This window comes from Balneola sp. (genome assembly GCA_002694685.1).
Classification (GTDB): Bacteria; Bacteroidota; Rhodothermia; order Balneolales; family Balneolaceae; genus Gracilimonas.
Genome location: NZMW01000017.1, coordinates 52,891 through 72,570, shown reverse-complemented (window position 1 = coordinate 72,570; position 19,680 = coordinate 52,891). Strand labels below are relative to the sequence as shown.

Annotated in this window: 16 protein-coding genes; 11 read left to right on the top strand and 5 right to left on the bottom strand. The window is 41.1% G+C overall.

All coding sequences use genetic code 11. The annotated features are described in order from the left end of the window. Positions 1-75 precede the first annotated feature (75 nt). Positions 76-771 carry a phosphonate ABC transporter ATP-binding protein gene (locus tag CL667_16390; protein ID MAL19277.1) on the top strand — a complete coding sequence of 232 codons (696 nt, stop codon included), beginning with the start codon at positions 76-78 and terminating at the stop codon, positions 769-771. A 61-nt stretch (positions 772-832) separates the two neighbouring features. Here the strand turns inward: CL667_16390 and CL667_16385 are convergent, their stop codons facing one another. After that, the gene (locus tag CL667_16385) at positions 833-2,119 is read right to left on the bottom strand and encodes a hypothetical protein (GenBank protein ID MAL19276.1); all 1,287 of its coding nucleotides are present in this window, start codon (positions 2,117-2,119) and stop codon (positions 833-835) included. Positions 2,120-2,250: 131 nt separating this feature from the next. On the opposite strand from CL667_16385, the gene CL667_16380 reads away from it, so the two are divergent. The 6 genes from CL667_16380 to CL667_16355 all read left to right on the top strand — a co-directional run bounded on the left by CL667_16380 (position 2,251) and on the right by CL667_16355 (position 10,011). After that, the gene (locus tag CL667_16380) at positions 2,251-4,791 is read left to right on the top strand and encodes a hypothetical protein (GenBank protein MAL19275.1); all 2,541 of its coding nucleotides are present in this window, start codon (positions 2,251-2,253) and stop codon (positions 4,789-4,791) included. 62 nt (positions 4,792-4,853) lie between these two features. Beyond that, positions 4,854-5,273 (top strand): hypothetical protein, encoded by a 420-nt coding sequence (locus CL667_16375; GenBank protein MAL19274.1) that lies wholly within the window; start codon positions 4,854-4,856, stop codon positions 5,271-5,273. Between the two features lie 55 nt (positions 5,274-5,328). Then, positions 5,329-5,709: a hypothetical protein gene (locus CL667_16370; protein ID MAL19273.1), complete on the top strand. Its 381-nt coding sequence runs from the start codon at positions 5,329-5,331 to the stop codon at positions 5,707-5,709. Positions 5,710-5,807: 98 nt separating this feature from the next. Beyond that, entirely contained in the window at positions 5,808-8,564 is a 2,757-nt protein-coding gene (locus tag CL667_16365; protein ID MAL19272.1) for a peptidase S9, read from the top strand. A gap of 164 nt (positions 8,565-8,728) precedes the next feature. Next, positions 8,729-8,992 (top strand): hypothetical protein, encoded by a 264-nt coding sequence (locus CL667_16360; GenBank protein ID MAL19271.1) that lies wholly within the window; start codon positions 8,729-8,731, stop codon positions 8,990-8,992. Next, positions 8,989-10,011 carry a 6-aminohexanoate hydrolase gene (locus tag CL667_16355; GenBank protein ID MAL19270.1) on the top strand — a complete coding sequence of 341 codons (1,023 nt, stop codon included), beginning with the start codon at positions 8,989-8,991 and terminating at the stop codon, positions 10,009-10,011. The genes CL667_16360 and CL667_16355 overlap by 4 nt, the downstream gene beginning before the upstream one ends. Here CL667_16355 and CL667_16350 read toward each other — a convergent pair whose 3' ends face one another. Continuing rightward, positions 10,012-10,599 (bottom strand): hypothetical protein, encoded by a 588-nt coding sequence (locus CL667_16350; protein ID MAL19269.1) that lies wholly within the window; start codon positions 10,597-10,599, stop codon positions 10,012-10,014. A gap of 253 nt (positions 10,600-10,852) precedes the next feature. Between CL667_16350 and CL667_16345 the strand changes: the two genes are divergently transcribed. The 4 genes from CL667_16345 to CL667_16330 all read left to right on the top strand — a co-directional run bounded on the left by CL667_16345 (position 10,853) and on the right by CL667_16330 (position 17,646). Further along, complete coding sequence (locus tag CL667_16345) at positions 10,853-13,315, top strand: macrolide export ATP-binding/permease MacB (GenBank protein MAL19268.1); 2,463 nt, start codon at positions 10,853-10,855, stop codon at positions 13,313-13,315. Positions 13,316-13,383: 68 nt separating this feature from the next. After that, positions 13,384-14,712: a hypothetical protein gene (locus CL667_16340; GenBank protein MAL19267.1), complete on the top strand. Its 1,329-nt coding sequence runs from the start codon at positions 13,384-13,386 to the stop codon at positions 14,710-14,712. Next, the gene (locus CL667_16335) at positions 14,699-15,532 is read left to right on the top strand and encodes a hypothetical protein (protein ID MAL19266.1); all 834 of its coding nucleotides are present in this window, start codon (positions 14,699-14,701) and stop codon (positions 15,530-15,532) included. The genes CL667_16340 and CL667_16335 overlap by 14 nt, the downstream gene beginning before the upstream one ends. A 416-nt stretch (positions 15,533-15,948) precedes the next feature. Continuing rightward, entirely contained in the window at positions 15,949-17,646 is a 1,698-nt protein-coding gene (locus CL667_16330; protein MAL19265.1) for a hypothetical protein, read from the top strand. A 252-nt stretch (positions 17,647-17,898) separates the two neighbouring features. Here CL667_16330 and CL667_16325 read toward each other — a convergent pair whose 3' ends face one another. The 3 genes from CL667_16325 to CL667_16315 form a co-directional block, all read right to left on the bottom strand. Continuing rightward, on the bottom strand, positions 17,899-18,354 hold the full coding sequence (locus CL667_16325; protein MAL19264.1) for a hypothetical protein: 456 nt from the start codon (positions 18,352-18,354) through the stop codon (positions 17,899-17,901). Between the two features lie 81 nt (positions 18,355-18,435). Next, entirely contained in the window at positions 18,436-18,906 is a 471-nt protein-coding gene (locus tag CL667_16320) for a four helix bundle protein (GenBank protein MAL19263.1), read from the bottom strand. Between the two features lie 23 nt (positions 18,907-18,929). Then, positions 18,930-19,538, bottom strand: coding sequence for a superoxide dismutase (locus tag CL667_16315; GenBank protein ID MAL19262.1), 609 nt, complete (start codon positions 19,536-19,538; stop codon positions 18,930-18,932). Positions 19,539-19,680: the final 142 nt, after the last annotated feature.

The following is a 19,680-nucleotide window of genomic DNA, read 5'->3' as shown; positions in this document are numbered from 1 at the left end:
ACTAACATTTTGAAGGTGTTTACGTGTTAACGTTAGAGTACACGTAAACACAGAAACACTTTCACACATTATCTCATGATCCAACTAAGAAACATCGACAAGTATATCGATAAGCGGTTTCAGCGCACTTTTATCCTAAAAGACATTAATCTGGATATTGTTGAAGGCGACTTTGTTACTATTATGGGACCAAGTGGTGCGGGTAAATCAACGCTGCTGAATATTCTCGGATTTCTTGATGATGCCTCAGAAGGTGAATACCAATTCCTCGGAGAGCCGGTTCATAACCTTAGTGAAAGGAAAAAATCAGATTATCATAAATCCCACATTGGTTTCGTATTTCAAGCCTACCATCTGATCGATGAGCTCACCGTTTATGAAAATATTGAGATGCCCCTTCTCTACAGAAAAGTAAAAGGAAAACAGCGCAAAGCCATGGTCGCGGATATTTTGGATCGATTTAATATCGTGGCTAAAAAAGACTTATTCCCTCCCCAGCTATCAGGTGGTCAGCAACAGGTGGTTGGTGTTGCCCGAGCTATCATCGGAAGCCCCAAGCTTCTTCTTGCCGATGAACCCACCGGAAACCTCCATTCCGAACAAAGCGAGCAAATCATGGAGATGTTTAAGAAGCTTAATGATGAAGGGGTGACCATCATACAGGTAACCCATTCGGAAAAAATGGCTTCCTACGGCAATCGAATAATCAACCTTAAAGATGGGGTGCTTTTGAAAGATGATCCCTATGAAGAAACCAAGGAAATAGCATAATCTATTTATAACTTAAAGGTAGAGATAATAAAATGTTCACTGAGCGCCAATAGTATAGGCTTTATTCCACCCTCTTGATTACCATAATGGTAATATCATCACTTTGCTTAAAGCCATCTGAATGTAACTTAACCTGGTCATAAATTTCCTTGAGTATAAAGGAAGCCGATTCAGAGTAATTTTTTTCGACAACATTTATCGTTCTCTCAAGACCAAATTGTTCGTAATCCTTATTCATTGCCTCTGTAATTCCATCTGTATAGATAACTACAGTATCATTAGGCAACAGAGATAATTTTTCACTTTCATATTCCGCCTCACCTAATACGCCTAAGAGCATACCGGTAGCTTCTAAACTCGAAAATAGCTTCTTCCCTCTAAATATAAGGGGTTGATCATGGCCTGCATTGCAATAGTGTATCTCGTGATTGGCGGGATCCAGCACTCCGTAAAACAATGTCGCGAATTTACTTGGGTCTGTATTGCGATGAAGCAACTTATTGATGTTGGACACACACTCTCTCGATCCTAAATTTATTAAAGCCTGACTTCTCAGAGAAGCTTGTAAATTAGCCATTAGCAAAGCTGCCGGCATTCCTTTTCCGGTAACATCACCCACGCAGAATCCTAGATTGCTATTACTCAGAGTTATAAAGTCGTAGTAATCACCGCCCACTTCTTTCGCTGGAATATTCATCCCTGCTATTTCGTACCCCGAAATCTCAGGATTACTATCAGGCAGAAGGTTGTTTTGAATTCTTGTAGCAACCTTCATTTCCTCTTTTAAAAGCAGATATTCTTTTTCTTCCTCATACAGTCGAGAATTCTCGATAATCTGTGCAGATTGAGATGCGATGATTGTCAAAAGCCGGCGATCTTTGTCCTCAAAATCTTTTTCATTTTTTTTATTAAAAACGGCTAGGTACCCAATCAGCTTCCCTTTTGCAATTAGAGGTACACACAACATATTTCGTATAGACCTGTCATTATTATCCGGAAGTGTAAAACGGGAATCATTAATTACATCATTACTTAATAGCGGTTCTTGTTTCAAAAGCATCCATCCCGTGATCTGATTATCTAGATGAAATGGAACCTGTTTTTGTGTAAGATCCTGCTTCCGGATCATGGTGTGAAAAATCTCTCCCTCTTCCTCTTTCACCAATAAACTGACTGTACCTTCTTCAACGTGTAAATGCTTTACACATTTCAATACAATCATATCAATGATTTCTTCAACAGACTGTGTTGAGCTTATCGATGAAGCAATATTGTTCAATATTGACAGCTCGTTTACAGCTAATTTTAATTTCTGATTCTCGTCAGTAAGCTTTTGAAACTCATCCATAATAACGGGCTAGAAAGTATTTTTTAGATCAAGCAAGTAAAAATAAACCATTAATACATTATTTAATGTACATTAAAATAGAGTTACGCAGTATCTGTTACAGCATATTTGTTCAAAATATTTAAAAGGCAATGATTGGAAAGCAAATTCTTCATTACCAGGTTTTGCAAAAACTTGGGGAAGGCGGCATGGGGATGGTTTATCTTGCGGAGGATACAAAGCTAAAAAGAAAAGTAGCTTTAAAATTCATTTCCTCTAGAATAAGTTCTAATGACTCAGAAGTTGAGCGCTTTAGAAACGAAGCACGCATAACAGCCTCTTTGAGTCATCCTAACATTGCTCAAGTTTATGCTATAGAGGATTCAGAGCATGGGAGCTTCATAGCCATGCAGTATGTCGATGGGGTCGAACTCGGCACATATATATCTGAACAAAACGCTTCGATTAAACAAAAAGAAGATATCGCATTAAAGGTAGCTCGCGGAATAGGAGCAGCCCATAAAAAAGATATTATACATAAAGATATTAAAGCCGGTAACATAATGGTTACCCCTGAAGGTGAGGTTAAAGTTCTAGACTTTGGGATAGCCGAGCTTTCATCATCAACAAAAGAAACAAGTTCGGGAGAGTATTCGGGTACTGCAACCTACATGGCTCCGGAGTTGGTAGTAGGAAAAGATGCTGATATTCGTTCTGAAGTATGGGCTTACGGTGTGGTTCTATATCAATTATTCACGGGTGAACTCCCCTTTGATGGCGCTTATGAGCAGGCAATCACCTATTCGATTCTAGATGAAGAACCGACACCGGTAAAAGAACGTGCAGAAAACATCCCGTCATACGTAGAAGAAATCATCAACAAATGTTTACAAAAAAAGCCAGAAGAACGGTATCAAAGCTTTGACGAAATTTTATCGGTATTTGAAAATCATGCTCGAAGTTCTGCAAGAAGTGACTCTTCTTCAAAGGGCAATTTCACACCGTTAAAAATAGCCCTAACAATAATCATCAGTATTTCACTGATAGGCGTTTTTATTTATGGTGGAATGCAGATTGCTTCATCTGAACCTGATACTCAAAAATTAGCCATCATTCCCTTTAAGAATGTAAGTAATGATGATGCTAGCCGTATTTTATTGGATGGCGTCCTGGAAACTATGACCAGCAAGCTCTCCCAAATTGATAATTATAAAGATGCTTTATGGGTTATACCGTCTAGTGAAGTTTTAAGTAATAATGTGCAATCTCCTCAAGAAGCATATAAACTTTTCGGAGTCAATTTAGCGGTTACCGGTAGTTTTCAGGATTTAAACGATAGAAAACGATTGACCATCAATTTAATCGATGCTAAAAATTTAAGGCAGCTGAAGTCAAGTGTAATCGATATCTCGGGAGATAATGTAGTGAACCTTCAGACTGAGACGGTCTTGAAGCTGATAGAAATGCTGGACATAACAACAAATGATAGAATCAAGGCCACGCTAGCTCAGGGGACTACCGAAATCCCGGCAGCCTCATCTTATTACCTGAATGGAGTTGGTTATCTGTACAAATACTCGCAAAGCGACAACTTGGAAAATGCGATTATACTGTTCAAAAAAGCGGTAGAAGAGGACCCAAATTACGCATTAGCATTTGCTGCTCTTGGAGAATCTTATTGGCGTAGATATGAAATATCGGGTGGTGTAACTTATGTCGACTCCGCAAAGTTGTACCTGAACAGAGCCATGGATATCAACAGTGAATTGATACCGGTCCAACAAACCATGGGCTTACTTGACCTCGGTACAGGTGATTATGATGAAGCTGTTGCAATATTTACTTCCATTCTGGAACAGGAACCGGGTAATGAAATAGCATATGGCGGTTTAGCAGAAGCTTACGATAATCTTGGTATGTATGAAGAAGCGGAACAAACTTACAAAAAGGCGATCTCTTTGAAGCCGGATTATTGGCTCAGTTATAAGCTTCTTGGAAATTTTTACCTTCGAAATGGAGATTACCAAAAAGCCATAGATCCTTTATATAGAGTTGTTCAACTTACCCCAGACAATTTTGATGGATATTCAAATATTGGAGTAGCTTACTACTATCAGTCGAACTGGGAAATGGCAAAACAGTATTTTGCACAGTCATACGAAATTGAACCAACGGAATCGGCTGCTTCGAATTTAGGTACTGTTAATTATTTGGAATCAAACTATTCAGAAGCAGCGAAGTATTACGCTTTAGCTTTAGAAAATAACCCCAATAATTATGCCATCTGGGGTAATTTAGCTTCCGTACAAGGTCTTTTAGGGAAAGAGGAAGAGGAACGAGCTAACTACGAAAAAGCAATTGAAGTTGCTGAGAACCAGCTTAAGGTCAACCCTAATGACGTAAACATTAATGCTGTCTTAGGATCCTATTATGCCGATATCGGAGACTCCGTTAAGTCCGTTTTTTATATTGAAAAAACACTAAGGTTGGCCCCTCAAGTCCCGAGCATCACATTCAGAGCAGCAAGTGCTTACGAAAACTTGGGCAACAGAGAAAGAGCTATCGATTTGATGATTAAAGCGGTAGAACAAGACTACCCTCTTGAGAATATTCTAAATCAGCCTGAACTATCTGAGTTGGTATCTGATCAACGATTTCAAGAGTTAATAAATAACTTTCCTCCCAGTGATTAGGATTCATTTCGGCAATAAAGTACATTATTCCACAATTCGGAGTTTAAAAAAAAGAGGTACAAATGAAGAGTAAAATAATAACATGGGTAGCACTTATTGCAGTAGCAGTGGTCAGTACAGCATCTGTTTCACAAATGAAAAAGATCAAGTACTCAGTAAAAAAAATGGACAGTACATGGTTTGTTGTAGATGAAAGGAACAGGCCGCTTCCAATTGAAGCAAATAGAAAAGACGATATCGAATGGTCGGCTGAAGGATCCGATCTTCTATTTCAGTTCCCGGATAAACTGAGCGTTTTCTTCACAAAAGAAGACGGAAGTACGGTAGGTGATAGTTATTACATAGAAGTGAAGGACGGTAAAAAGCTTAAGCTTAAAGTTAAACAAGACGCTCCTGTGGGAAGGTTCGTATATTCTATTCTCGTTAAAAAGGATGGCACTTATGCGGAAGGTAGCTCACCCCCTGTAATAATTATTAGATAAAACGATCTATATTTTTCCAAACTAATCCAAAGCCTCCAGTCCAGATACTTATAATATGAGCATCTTTAAAAAACTGTTTGGTGGCTTTGGATCTTCAAAAGAAGAATCTCCTCCCCCAGATTTTAATCTCTCTGGTATTCTTGATCGAATAAGCGATAAAGAAGCCACCAACGTAATAGAACCCGGTCGTAAAATTCACTCCTTCCACTATGATCTGCTTGAAATTAGAACCGACCGCGATATAACCGGACATTACCGGGTTACAGTTTGGCAAGGCAAAGAACGCCTTTACAGTTTTACCGTTTTTGCTAAACAAGGTGAATATGACAAGCTGGAAAGAGCTTATTCTGAAATCAATGACTTCCTGAAAGGTGACCAAAAAATATCCTCCCTTCCTAAAACTGATCTTTTAAAGGGATTCTTCTACGGCCATTAGTTGCTCCCTTTGCTCACAAGTTTTAACATTGGATTCCTTGATAATGAATGTCCTTTAGAGTTATATCGCTTTCAACCATTCCTAAACTTCCATCCATCATGAAAAAAGCACTATCTATTTCTAGTTTGTTCCTGATTACTTTGATTTTAAGCTCATCAGCTTGGGCTCAAAATAAAGTCCTGAATGTTGATGATTACGACCGCTGGTCGCATATCAGGGGAGCTGAAATCTCAAATAATGGAAATTGGATGGCCTATGGACTTCAGCCAAATGGTGGCGATGACACCCTTCATGTGATCTCTCTCAATAACGACCGAACTCATTATGAAATACCGTTAGGCGAAAATGCCACTTTTTCTAGTGACAATAGCTGGGTTGCCTACATCCTTACCGTTGATGAAGAAACTCGAAGAAAGATGAGTAAAAAAGGAGATAAAATTTATAATCAGGCTCAGCTGCTAAACCTCCAAACCGGAGAAAAGCACACTATTGAGCGAGCAGCTTCCATGGCTTTTTCTGAAGATGGAAACTATTGGGCCGTTCATCGTCAGAAACCGGAAGATGACAAAAGTAAGCATAAAGGCAGTGACCTGATTGTCCGAAATCTGCAGGATGGAAGTGTTGTCAATATTGGTAACGTCTCAGAATTCGCATTCAACAAAAAGAGCTCCCACCTTGCTTACCTGGTTGATGCCAGCGATAAAACCGGAAATGGAGTCTATCTCAAAAATTTATCCTCGGGCAACCTCACAACTCTTGATACAGATTCCACAACCTATTCAACTTTAAGCTGGGATGATGATGACGCTCATCGCAAAGATTGGAACAAAAAAGGAACCGCACTCGCTGTACTGAAAGGCATTAAGGTAGATACTCTGCTACATTCCGAAAATAAGGTAATGGTATTCAGAGGATTGAATTCAAGAGTCACAAAAACAACTCTGGACCCTGAATCCAAGCAGAACTTCCCGGATGAAATGGTTATCAGTGAAAACGGTGGGCTGTCATGGAGTACAGATGGAAAGCTCGTGTTTTTAGGAATCCGCATGCAAGAGCCTAAGTTGAAAATGGCCAAAGACACCGTTGCAAACGTTGATGTATTTCACTGGAAAGACGATCGTATTCAAACCGTTCAGGAGCAACAAGCAGGTCGCGACCGCCGATTCACATATGTGGCAACCTTCAACCCGGACAACTCTGCTTTTACCCGTCTTACCGATGAGGAGATGAAGGAGCTAAATACTTCCAACCACAATCAGTTTATGGTTGGGCGGGATGAAACCCCATACATAGATGATGTAAACTGGGGAGTTTCACCGGCTGACCTATACCGGGTGAATGTTCAGAATGGAGAACGAACACGCTTTGCACAGGAAGTAAAACGTACGCTGGGGTATTCACCGGATGGCCGTTATTACCTGTATCAAAATATTACCGCCGGAGATACGGTGCTTTTTGTGTATGACCTTCAGCAAAATAAAAACACTAATCTTTCTGCTTCGGCGCCGGTACAGTTTATGGATATGGATCACCCTTACCCCCATGAAAACCCAACCTACGGTGTAGCGGGATGGACTAAAGACGGAAAGAACGTCATCGTAAACCATAAATATGACTTATGGATGCTTGCCCTCGATGGCTCCAAAGCTACCAACATCACTCGTGGAGTAGGCGAAGATCAAAAAATACGGTTCCGCTACGAAACCCTTGATCAAGATGAAGAATACATCGATGCATCTAAAAATTTAATGCTCACCGCTTTTGGAGAACGGACTAAAATGAATGGGTTCTATGAGCTCAAAATTGGCAATTCACCCAAATCATTGATCTATGAAGATGCACTTTTTGATGATTGGGAAAAAGCCCGTGACTCCGATCGCGTCATCCTCACAAAAGAAACATTTGTTGACTTCCCAGATTATTACGCAACAAATTCCAGCTTTAAAAACCTGAAGCAAGTTACCGATGCCAACCCTCAACAAGCGGAATACGCTTGGGGAGAACGCGTACTGGTTGACTATGAAAATAGCCGTGGAATCAAGCTTCAGGGCACGTTAACGCTTCCCGCCAATTACGAACCGGGCAAGCAATATCCGATGATTGTCTATTTCTACGAGAAGATGTCGGATCGCCATAACCAGTATTCTATGCCTGTTTATGATGATCGTCCTCATATGTCAACTTATGCCAGCAATGGCTACATGGTTTTAATGCCGGACAATGTTTTTCAGGAAGGCCGCCCGGGAACCAGCTCGCTTGATTGTATCACTTCAGCTACCCAAAAAGTGATTGATTTAGGCTATGCGGATCCGGAAAGAATTGGTCTTCAGGGACATAGCTGGGGAGGTTATCAGTCTTCTTTTATCCTCACCCAAACCGATATGTTTGCGACGGTGGTAACGGGTGCCCCTCCAACAAATCTGACTAGTTTTTATAACAACATCTATGGCCGAACCGGAACGAATCACCACGGAATTATGGAAATCGGTCAGGTACGAATGGGACGAGGTGTTACTCCCTGGAGTCATCGGGATGTTTATCAGCGTGAAAATCCCATGTTTTATGTCCCTCAAATTGAAACCCCGTTTATGATCCTGCACGGTACCGACGATGGAGCTGTTGACTGGATGCAAGGACTTGAGTTTTATAATGCAGCCCGTCGATTAGATAAAGAAGTGGTTCTGCTTTCTTATCCGGGTGAAGGACATCACCTTGGAAGAGAAGCCAACCAAATTGATTTCCAGATTCGAATGAAAGAATGGTTTGATCACTATGTAAAAGAAGTACCACCGGCTGACTGGATTACCGAGGGAATTCCGTATCTGGACAAGCAGTATAACAAAGCTCAAGATTAATCGGCTTCTGTTCGTAAATGCACACTTGCTGTATCACTTTCGGACATATCCACTTGCAGGATATGTTCTGAAAGGCGTTTGGGCTTTAAAAGGTGAATATGGCACTATTCTTGAGCTATGAGTAGAGGTGCCTCACTGGAAAGCTAACTTTAAGACTAAAAGCTATGCATAATGTACGAGTTCAATTTACGGTCCCAAATGTAGAAAGCGTTGTCAATCTGGATGTACACGTAAACGGTGAAAAGCGAAATATGAAGTTTCGTGTAGAGACTTTTGAGTGGCATTCCGAAAATGGCAGCTCCGAAGATCTCATCACCATTCTCAGAGAACGAATTATGAATTACGATTCGGAATGGGAACTCTATCACATCGGCTCTCCGTTTGATGATAGAATCCCGGTAACTTTTCGATATAAAACTAACGAATGAATCCTTTTTTAAAACAGGTACTTCTGCTTCTTAGCCTTTTTATCATCCAGACTTTACCGCTCAAAGCTCAGGCTCCGGCAAAATCATTAAGCTTAGACGAGGTATTTAAACAAGCTGAATCTATTTCTTCTCTCCGGAGTGTATTGATTCAACAAGATGGAGAATTACTGGGTGGTGAATATTTCAGAAATGCTTCCGCCAGTCATCCTTATAACATCAAGTCGGCTTCAAAAAGTGTCACCTCCCTGTTGGTTGGGATAGCAGTAGATCAGAACAAAATTTCTACTGATGAAACGCTCGGTGATTATTTCCCGGAGTATTTTGAAAAGAACCCAAATCCCAAAAAAGAAGAAATTACCGTTCGGCAGTTACTCTCTATGCAGGCGGGTTTAGAAACCACAAGTTTTTATAACTATGGCGCCTGGGTTATTAGTGATAATTGGGCAGAATTTCAGTTAGACCAGCCTTTTCAAGAAGAACCGGGTGGAACTATGGTATATAGCACCGGAGTCTCTCATCTGCTTTCCGTTATCCTCACAAAAGCTACGGGGATGAGTACGAAAGCTTTTGCCGAGGCCAATCTTTTTGATCCTTTGGATGTCAGAGTTGGAGGCTGGGATCGTGATCCTCAGGGTTATTATATGGGAGGAAATAATTTAGCTCTCACTCCCACTGGTTTACTCAGAATTGGTCAGATGATGTTAAACGGAGGCACCTACGACGGTCAACGTATTGTGTCTAAACAATGGGTAGCCGATTCTTTTAAAAGCTACACCCGCAGTAACTACAACCCCTATGATTATGGTTATATGTGGTGGAATCGCCCCGTTAACGGAGTAGAAGTATTCTTCGCCTGGGGATACGGCGGGCAATACATTTTTATGATCCCGGAACTAAACAGCGTGGTAGTCATCACAAATTCATTAACTACAGCTACTCAGCGCCGGTCGTATAAAGAGCCCATTTTTGATTTACTGGGAAGTTATATCATCCCATACCTGAATCAGGAAGCTTCCTGATTACTTACCGGTCGACTCGGCCAATAGAGATTGGTATTGTTCAGAAGCCATCCATTTCTGATAAAGCTCTTCATTTTCTTCCTGAAGTGCTGTCGCTGTGGATTCCAAAAGTACAGATTTTGGCATCTCCATAAGAGAGTAGCATGCAAATCCTCTGGATCCTTCTTCACAAGCACTTGCCACTTCTGACACTTTATTAAGCTGTACATCAATTTCCATACTAAAAATTGAAGAAGTTGTACCATCAGCGTTCTGAACTTCAGTAATACTGCCCTTAATTTTATTCTGAAATGCAGCAGCCTTTTGACCAAGCTCCATTCTTGCATTTGATTGTGCAATTCTTTCTAGTCTTTCCGATTGTCTTTCAGGGCCATTCATATCTCCTAATCCGTACAGGTTGGAACCTTCCTCATACTTCTCTCCGCAAACTGCATTTTGAGAGATCTTGTTATAATACTCTGCATAATCAGACAACGAACAGTTAGCTTGTTGTTCAGATGTTGTTTTGTTAGAGGTTTGCTTGCTTGAACTGCATGCTGTAATTAGTGTACCCGCAACGATGAATAATAGAATATTTTGAAATCTCATTTGTACCTTATTTTATTTTACTTAACCCTTTTAAGCTATTCTAAATATTATTAAAAACAAAGGGCCAACTATCAGTTTTAAACACATTCGTACCTAAAGACTAGATTAGATAAAGTATTTTGTAACAAACGAAGAGCTAGCTACTCTAATAGTGTGATACGTTGAGCCAAAGAACGCTGCATTTTGGCTTTTAAAAAATTCTTTGGGAATGCAATAAAGTTTTGTGGGTTGAAAAAAGTGATTGGTATCGCTGATGTTTAAAAATTACGTTAAGATTGCGATAAGGAATCTCCTTAAGAATAAGGTGTATTCTCTTATAAATATATTTGGGTTGGCAATAGGGCTGGCAACGAGCCTTCTTATTGTTTTATATGTTCTGAATGAATCAAGCTATGATGAGTTTTACACCGATTCGGATAACATATTCAGGGTTGTGCAAACCATGGATTCTGAAGACCGTACTGAAGAACAAGCAAGTACACCCTTCCTTTTGGCACCGATCCTTCAGGCCGATTACCCTAACCTGATTGACAAAACCGTTCGCTTTTTTGACATGCAGGAAGCTAACCACACCTTCCTGAATCGCGAAGATCAAATCTCTTTTCGGGAAAGCAATTTCTACTTTGTTGATTCCACTTTCTTTGATGTCTTTTCTGCTGAACTGATTCAGGGCAACCCTTCCGAAGCACTTAAAAATCCTCTTTCACTGGTCATAACTGAAGAACTTGCTCAAAAATATTTTGGAGAAGAAAATCCAATTGGTAAATCCCTGAGTTATAAGGGTATTCGCGATATGACAGTTACCGGAGTGATGGAACCGTGGCCAAATCAATCACATATGAAGATTGATGTGTTAGCATCATTCACCAGCCTGAACGAAATTTATTCCGGGAGCCCAAACTACGATCAAAGCTGGCTTTGGAATCCCATCTGGACCTATGTAAAAATTAAAGACGGAGCCGGTACGGAAGGACTTGTTTCTCAATTTCCAGCTATCGCAAACAATTATTATTACGCTTATTCAGGCTGGCCCACTGCTGAATCGGTTGAACTTGACCTTCAACCCATCAAGGACATCCATCTCTATTCAAATCGGGATCAGGAAATGGAGGTAAATAGCTCAATCACTTATATCTACATTTTGCTGGCTGTCGCCGGTTTTATTCTGATTATTGCCTGCATCAACTTCATGAACCTATCGACGGCACGATCACTTGAACGCAGTCGCGAAGTTGGGATGCGGAAAGTTTTAGGAGGTCACAGAAAGCAACTCTTCTACCAGTTCATGGGAGAGTCTTTTTTGGTATCCTTTATCGCCATTACACTTGGAGTTGTTTTAGTAGTATTGGCACTACCTTTTTTCAACGAGCTCACTAATAAAGAGCTTACTTTTGGCCTGTTCCAAAATATGTGGACCATACCGGGTTTATTACTGCTAACAGCATTTGTCGGAATACTCGCTGGTTCATATCCCGCTATTTTTCTTTCTTCGTTTGAACCGGTAAAAGTCTTAAAAGGAAATGCCCAAAATGGACGTGGCGCTACCTTCTTCAGAAAGGCATTGGTCACTTTTCAATTCACTTTGTCCGTTATACTTATTATCGGAACCGCGGTAATCTACCTTCAGCTTCAGTACATACAAGACAAAGACCTTGGCTTTGATAAGAATTTTGTGGTCATGTTACCTACCTACCAAAACCTGACCGCCTGGGAGTTTCCAAACTTTAAAGAACAAGCTTTATCCCACGCTCAGGTTGAATCTGTAACCGGATTAGGTAAAATTCCGGGATCCGAAAAACAAGAATACTATCGCTACACGCCGGCAGGTACAGGAGAATCACAAGACGGATTAAACCTCGTTCTGCATGTCACCCACGATGTCAGCGAAACCTTTGACCTAGAGATTCTAGCCGGCAGATCATTCTCCCGAGATTTTTCGACAGATGCCGATAATGCTATACTCATCAACCGGAAAATGCTGTCCCAACTCGATGTAGAAACTCCTGCAGATGCTATTGGAGAGACTTTCTATTTCTACCCGCCAACCGGTGACCGGCAGCCTTTCACAGTAATTGGGGTTTTGGAAGATTTCAACTATACCTCACTGAAGAAAGAAATTGAGCCGCTAATCCTTCGCTTGGTTGAAGGCACTCAACCTATCCTTGGGTATATAGAACACACTGCTGTTGAGCTAGCTCCCGGCAATCCTTCGGCAGCACTGGCTCATCTTGAAAAGGTCTGGAAGGAAATTAACCCGATTGATCCCTTTGAGTATACTTTTCTGGATGAACGCCTCGATAAAATTTATGAAACTGAAAATACAATTAGTTCATTGGCAACGGCATTTTCATTCCTGTGTATTTTAATCGCCTGCCTTGGTTTATTAGGTTTAGCATCATATTCAGCCCAACTGAAAAAGCAGGAAATTGGAATAAGAAAAAGCCTTGGCGCATCTGTATCAAATATTGTCACGCTACTTTCTAAGGACTTTTTGCTCCTGGTTTTAATTGCTAATATCATCGCTTGGCCGGTTACTTATTATTTTGCTTCCACTTGGCTCGAAAACTTCTCCTATCGTTTCGACCTCCTTTCCAGCGCACCGTTAATTTTTATTGGGGCAGGAATAATTATTGTAATTATAGCTCTTGTTACCGTTGGCTATCATTCTGTTAAAGCAGCACTGATCAATCCAGTCCAGGCTATCCGAAACGAATAGATTTTTGTTCTTTTACGCTGATTGCTTACAATAAGGAACCATTCAGCAACCTCTTACATTAGGTTTATATGAACATGATCAAAAATATATCACTGTTTATTCTGGCGCTGATTTCTGCTACGGTTTTTTCGTTATCAGCCCTGGCTCAGTCTGATGTTTCAACATCTTCAGTTACCGTTATTTCTATTCAAGGAACTATCGGGCCTACCACAACCAATTACATTAACCGCGGATTGGAGACTGCCAATGAACGAGGGGATGAAGCCCTGATTATTGAACTAGATACCCCCGGCGGACTCTTAACTTCAACCCAAGACATTGTACAAAACATGTTGGCCTCGGAGATGCCGATTGTGGTGTACGTAACGCCTTCGGGTGGAAATGCGGGTAGTGCAGGCACCTTTATCACTTTAGCCGCTCACGTTGCAGCTATGGCGCCTACAACAACCATTGGTGCAGCTTCTCCGGTTTCTATGGGGGGCGGACAGCAAGATTCGGTGATGCAGAAAAAGATTTTTAACTACTCCGAAAGCTTCATAGAAAACATCGCTAAAGAACGGGGACGAAATGCGGAATGGGCAAAATCTGCAGTAAGAGATGGTGAAGCCGTTACTGAAGCTGAAGCACTCGAACTTAATGTAATTGATTTCATTTCCACGGACCTAAACGAACTATTGATTCAAATGGATGGAATGGAGTTTGAAGGAGACACTTTGCAAACAGCTCAGGCAAATATCAACCGGCTTGAGGAGAGCTTTGCTGAGAAGTTTTTCAGCTTCATTATGCGCCCTGAAATTATGCTGATTTTAACTATGGTCGCTATTTATGGGATTGTAGGCGAGGTCACCAATCCCGGAGCAATTGTACCCGGAGTTGCCGGAGTCATTTCCCTGATTCTGTTACTCTATGGCTCGGCCACCATGCCTATTAACGTTGCTGGATTTGTCTTAATCGGATTGGCAGTAGCCCTTTTTATTATTGAAGCCTTCACGCCAACTTTTGGAATTTTAATGACTGGCGGAGCCGTCTCATTTTTCCTTGGAGCATTGATGCTTTTCCAGGAATTTCCCAAGGATATGCAACTGGATTGGTATTGGCTGGTTCCTGCAACCATCATGATGGTTATCTTTTTTGGATGGATAGCCACGTCCGGGATTAAAGCTCAATTTACCGGGCATAGGACCGGCCTGGAGGCACTGATTGGAAAGAAAGCAAAAGTTATTGATACCGTAAGTCAGGATGGCGGCCGGGTGCTTATTTCCGGTGAATACTGGAACGCCATTTCTGATCAAAAAATTAAATCTAACGAATGGTGCGAGATTGTCCAGTTTGAAGGGCTAACCGTCACCGTAAAACCGTACACACCAAATAAGGAGATTGACAATGGAGTCAACTGAGATTTTTTCCGGATATATAACATGGGTAATTACACTTGTCGTATTTCTTGTGTTATTAGCCCCACAAATTTTCAAAATTCTGCGTGAATATGAACGTGCCGTAGTATTCAGGCTCGGTAAGTTTCAATCAGTTAAAGGACCCGGGCTTATCATCCTTATTCCTTTTATTGATAAAATTGAGCGCGTGGATTTACGTGTACTCACTATTAATGTGGATCGGCAGGAAGTTATCACCAAAGATAACGTTACCGTAAATGTTGATGCTATCACCTTCTTCCGGGTTGTTGATGCGGAAGCCGCCGTCATACAAGTTGAGCGTTATGTACATGCAACCTCTATGCTGGCACAGACCACATTGAGAAGTATTATTGGTCAGGTTGAACTGGATGAACTACTTGCGAATCGTGAAAAAATCAACAAGCAGATCCAGCAAAATATTGACACTCAAACAGACCCATGGGGTATTAAAGTTGTTTCGGTTGAAGTTCGAGATGTTGTACTTCCTGAAAACATGAAGCGTGCAATGGCTCGCCAGGCTGAAACGGAACGTGATCGTCGTGCTAAAGTCATTAATGCGGAAGGTGAATATCAAGCCGCACAACGACTGGTTGATGCAGCCAAAATGATTGAAACTGCACCGGCCGCTCTACAACTTCGCTTCCTTCAAACCATGAATGAGATTAGTGAAGAGAATGCCACCTTTGCATTTTTACCACTACCTATGGATTTCCTGGAGGCTTTCAAGAAAAGAGATCCTTCCGACCTGATCAGAAAGCAAGATAAAGGAGATGACAAAGAGAAGAATAATGACGACGAATAACTAAGGCTTTAAATAGTTCGTGATGACGCAGAGCGTTCGTCACGAGGTTTTTAATTCTTTAATTCGAGACTTAACAACTTTTCGAATTATAACCTTCTCTTTTACTAAGCATCACCTAGCTCCGACGCTCTGCGTCAGAGCTAACATTTAATGGTCAATTAATTACCTTGACCACCGCAACCTTTTTCAATTATCTCTTCTTCTGGCTCGACAGTTATTTTTGGCATATTATTTCATTTAATAAGAAACTAGTTCAAGCGTCCCGCTTGGACCTTCTTTCTTTAGGAAGAAAACGAACTAAATCTGGCACCGATGCTCTGCGTAGGTGCCTTTTTTATTTTTGCCAATAGCTTTTCAGAACGAGCTCCACTTTTCTTAGATTTCATACTTGATCAATCACTTAAAAATGCCGCTTTATGTACCATAGATTACGATCCGGGTTTTTACTTCTCTCAGCTGCCTTGTTTTTGGCACCGAGTCTTTCAGCACTTCAGAGCCAGCCACAGCTTTCAGACCAAAACTTACTGAATAGTCCTCGCAGAGCCATTCATACGTTCCTGCACTGGCAACAAGCAGGCCACCAAAATGATGAGAATGTAATAACCACCATGAAGCTCTCGGATGGCAATGCTGAAGAAAAGCTGGAGCTGGCAAACGAACTGTTAAGTGTTTTGGATGCGCGCGGTTTAATGATTGATTACGAGCGAATCCCGTCTAACCCAAACTATACTGATAGCCTTTCAGGACTTCAGCAATACATTTTATTTTCAACGCTACCCGAAGTTTATCTTGTAAAAACGGATCAGAATCAATGGGTGTTTTCGGAAGCCACGATAAACCGAATTCCTGACTTATATGAGAATACATTTTCGGGTTTTGTGACCATCATCACTGATAACCTCCCGAATTGGGCTCATGGTGAGTGGCTGGGAATTGAGATCTGGCAATACATCGCCGTATTCTTTTGGTTACTGATCGGACTTGTTTTGATGAAACTATTCGAGTTCATCCTCGATAACTACGTAAAAAGACTGGCTGAGAAAACAAAGTTCACCTGGGATGATGATCTTGTCAAAAGTATTGATAAGCCTTCCGGTTTTATTTTCCTGATGGTGTTTTTATTACTCACCTATTCCAACCTCAAGTTTTCGGTAACCATCAGTTACTACCTATCGGCTATTCTTGAAATCGCAGTGTCGGTGGGTGTGGTTTGGTTGATATACAATCTCGCTGATGTATTTTCAAAATATCTTAGCGTTTTAACTTCAAAAACAGAAACGGAACTCGACGATCAGCTGGTTCCCCTGATCCGGAAAACGCTCCGCTTTTTTGTAGTCATAATGGGAGTGATTGCTATCCTTCAGAACAACGGATACAACGTTGCTTCCCTTATTGCCGGACTCGGAATTGGTGGTTTGGCTGTGGCTCTGGCTGCTCGGGAAACACTGGCTAACTTCTTTGGCTCCATCACTATTTTTATGGATCGGCCTTTTAAAATTGGGGATTGGATTAAAGTTGGTAATGTAGAAGGAACCGTTGAAGAAGTCGGTTTTCGTTCAACTCGGGTTCGTACGTTTTACAACTCGCTGGTAAGCGTCCCCAATTCAAACCTTGCCAATACAGATATTGACAACTTGGGGCTTCGGAAGTACCGTCGATTGAAAACGGTACTGAACCTAACTTACTCGACTACACCGGAGCAAATGGAAGCTTTTGTGGAAGGAATCAAGGCGCTTGTTAAGGCAAACAAACATTTTCGTCAGGATGTCTATGAAGTTCACTTTAATTCATTTGGAGCTCACTCCTTAGATGTATTAGTATATGTATTTTTTGAAGTGCCTGACTGGAGCACTGAACTTCAACAGCGGCATAATTTCCTACTGGAAGTGCTGAAGTTAGCTAAAGAAGTCGGTGTCGAGTTTGCCTTCCCAACTCAAACACTGCACATGGATAGTTTCCATAAAGATCAGCCTCGTGAAGTTGGCGAGCAGCGATCGGAAGAAGAATTGGCATCCGCTGTATATAGCTTTGGACCTGAAGGCGATAAGAAAAGTGCAGAAGGAACCCGCATTTTCAAGAATGGAGAAGAAGTAGATTTTGGGGCAAGTAAATAGAAAATTCCCGAATAATCTGAGTTTCATTAAAAGTTAGAGAACAACCCCATACTCGTCCGACCGCTTTAGTAAAGTGCATAATCAGAATTAGATCTCTTAGCTGTCTGAAGATTGGAAAGGCAACAAAGCTAACTTCACTTTATTCGTTGAAGAACTTTGTGAACGCTTCAGCTATAACTTATTAAACAAAAAAAAGCCGACTCGATTGAGTCGGCTTTTAATATTCAATGTAATCTATGAAATAAGCGGTCGTTATTCCTTCTCCGCTTCTTCTTTCTCGCCTGAAAAAGCTTCAAATACCATTTTCAGGTCGCCTGCTACTTCATCTTTGGTGCGACCTTCAATGCGGTGGCGAGGAATCATTGCTTTAATTTCTCCATCCACAAAATATGCGAAGGCCGGCGATGATGGCGGGTATTCAGAAAAGTAATCTCTGGCATGAGCAGTTGCTTCTTTGTCCTGACCTGCAAAAACGGTAACCATATGATCCGGCTTCACTTCTGATTGCTCAAGAGCAATTCCAAGTCCGGGTCGGGCATTACCGGCTGCACAGCCACAAACGGAATTAATGGCAAGTAACATCGTACCTTTATATTCTTTCATTGCTTTGTCCACATCTTCGGGAGTTTTCAATTCCTCAACTCCAAATTGTGTAAGCTCTTCTCTCATCCACGAAGTGTCGGGTCCTACTCCAAATCCAAATTGCATAATATTACCTCTGTCGTTTTTAATTCAATTAAATATACTAATTATTGATACAAACTTTGTACTCTGACAATTGACCAATGACTACTGACCAATGTCACTCTCATCCTCAAAATTATAGCTTTCACCTTCTTCACTAACACTGCTATTTCTTCTTAAATAATTTTTCATAGCAAGTAATTTAGCAGAAAGCTTTTCGGTATCGGCATACAGATTATCATAAGAACTCTGATCAAGATAATTTCTATCCTTCATCAGCATGAGACAAGCAACAACTTCCATCAAAGAACGATGAGCATACCCAATAAAACGGGTCTGCTCAGGATCACTTTGTCCCGTTGAACCTTCTGCTATATTCAATGAAATTGAAGTTACAGCTCTCCTGATCTGCGAGCTAAGATTGAATTGCTCCGATTTGGGCATATTCTCAATCAAAGAATAAACCTTTGCTGACAAGTCTATTGACAACTGCCAAACCTCTAATTTTTCAAACTTAAAAGGCATAGTACTTATATAAAGAAATGACGATGGAACTATCCCATCGTCATTGGTCATTAGTCGATTGTCAACCGTCGTACTTACTTAGCAGCTTCGTAATATTCAGCTACTTGATCCCAGTTAACTACGTTCCAGAAAGAACCAATATAATCTGGACGACGATTCTGATAATTCAGATAATATGCATGTTCCCATACATCAAGACCTAAAATTGGAGTAAATCCTTTCATCAGCGGACTGTCTTGGTTCGGAGTTGAGTGCACTTGAAGTGCTCCGCTTCCATCAACAGAAAGCCATGCCCAGCCTGAACCAAAACGGCTACCAGCTGCAGCAGCAAACTCTTCTTTAAATTTGTCAAAGCTACCGTAAGTGTCATTGATAGCATCCGCGAGGTCGCCTTCAGGTTCTCCTCCACCATTAGGGGAAAGAATAGTCCAGAATAGCTTGTGGTTTGCATATCCACCACCGTTGTTGATCACTGCTTGCTTCTTATCAGCAGGCACTTCATCAATTCGCTGCAACACTTCTTCAATATCAAGATCTGCAAAATCGTGACCTTCTAAAGCAGCGTTTACTTTGTTTGTATACCCTTGGTGATGCTTAGTGTGATGGATCTCCATGGTACGGGCATCGATATTAGGTTCGAGTGCATCGTAGTCATATGATAGATCCGGTAATGAATAAGCCATTTGTTCCTCCAAATTAGATTCTGATTTAATTGACGCTTACAACTTGTGCGCCTTTCATTTATCGTTCCTAAACATAAGCATAACGGTGCTAAAATTCGTTCCACCCCCTCATCTATACAATCTATCTTTTAGATTTGTTAAC

Coding starts and splice junctions, on each gene's coding strand:
- CL667_16360 (MAL19271.1), top strand. CDS start 8,729: ATGCATAATGTACGAGTTCAATTTACGGTCCCAAATGTAGAAAGCGTT.
- CL667_16355 (MAL19270.1), top strand. CDS start 8,989: ATGAATCCTTTTTTAAAACAGGTACTTCTGCTTCTTAGCCTTTTTATC.
- CL667_16315 (MAL19262.1), bottom strand. CDS start 19,538: ATGGCTTATTCATTACCGGATCTATCATATGACTACGATGCACTCGAA.
- CL667_16385 (MAL19276.1), bottom strand. CDS start 2,119: ATGGATGAGTTTCAAAAGCTTACTGACGAGAATCAGAAATTAAAATTA.
- CL667_16340 (MAL19267.1), top strand. CDS start 13,384: ATGAACATGATCAAAAATATATCACTGTTTATTCTGGCGCTGATTTCT.
- CL667_16345 (MAL19268.1), top strand. CDS start 10,853: ATGTTTAAAAATTACGTTAAGATTGCGATAAGGAATCTCCTTAAGAAT.
- CL667_16380 (MAL19275.1), top strand. CDS start 2,251: ATGATTGGAAAGCAAATTCTTCATTACCAGGTTTTGCAAAAACTTGGG.
- CL667_16335 (MAL19266.1), top strand. CDS start 14,699: ATGGAGTCAACTGAGATTTTTTCCGGATATATAACATGGGTAATTACA.
- CL667_16330 (MAL19265.1), top strand. CDS start 15,949: ATGTACCATAGATTACGATCCGGGTTTTTACTTCTCTCAGCTGCCTTG.
- CL667_16390 (MAL19277.1), top strand. CDS start 76: ATGATCCAACTAAGAAACATCGACAAGTATATCGATAAGCGGTTTCAG.
- CL667_16350 (MAL19269.1), bottom strand. CDS start 10,599: ATGAGATTTCAAAATATTCTATTATTCATCGTTGCGGGTACACTAATT.
- CL667_16370 (MAL19273.1), top strand. CDS start 5,329: ATGAGCATCTTTAAAAAACTGTTTGGTGGCTTTGGATCTTCAAAAGAA.
- CL667_16320 (MAL19263.1), bottom strand. CDS start 18,906: ATGACCAATGACGATGGGATAGTTCCATCGTCATTTCTTTATATAAGT.
- CL667_16375 (MAL19274.1), top strand. CDS start 4,854: ATGAAGAGTAAAATAATAACATGGGTAGCACTTATTGCAGTAGCAGTG.
- CL667_16365 (MAL19272.1), top strand. CDS start 5,808: ATGAAAAAAGCACTATCTATTTCTAGTTTGTTCCTGATTACTTTGATT.
- CL667_16325 (MAL19264.1), bottom strand. CDS start 18,354: ATGCAATTTGGATTTGGAGTAGGACCCGACACTTCGTGGATGAGAGAA.